Origin of the sequence: Rhodococcus sp. B10, assembly GCF_011770055.1 — a bacterium.
Lineage (GTDB): Bacteria > Actinomycetota > Actinomycetes > Mycobacteriales > Mycobacteriaceae > Rhodococcoides > Rhodococcoides kyotonensis_B.
Window position 1 is genome coordinate 1 of the sequence record NZ_JAAFYV010000094.1, and the last position, 453, is coordinate 453.

General features: G+C 69.8%; 1 pseudogene. It reads left to right on the top strand.

From position 1 onward, the window contains the following. A pseudogene (locus tag RhoFasB10_RS25790) lies at positions 1 to 355 on the top strand (hypothetical protein); the annotation flags it as partial. Positions 356 to 453 lie beyond the last annotated feature (98 nt).

The window sequence follows — 453 nt, forward strand, 5'->3', positions numbered from 1 at the left end:
GTTCCAGCCGTTGATGCCGGTGCCGGCGTGGGATCACCGCGATGCCGCCAGCGCCACCCTGCGCATGACCCTGGACCCGGCGCTGCGGCCGTTCCAGGGCCACTTCCCGCAGGCGGCAATCCTGCCCGGCGTGGCGCAGCTGGACTGGGCGGTGCGCTTCGCCCGCCAGGCGTTTGTGATGCGGGGCGCGTTCGTGCGCATGGATGCGGTGAAATTCCAGCACGTGGCCCGCCCCGGTGACGAGTTGACCCTGCAGCTGGACTGGGATGCCGCACGCAACGTGCTGGCCTTCCGCTACACCTCCAGCCACGGTGTGCATGCCAGCGGCAGGGTGGTTTTCGCTGATGCGGACTGACCCGGCCGTTGCCGGTGCCGCATTCGCGCCACTGGTGGTGATCCCTGTCTACGACCACGAGCACGCCATCGCGGCGGTGGTCGATGGCGTGCAGGCTG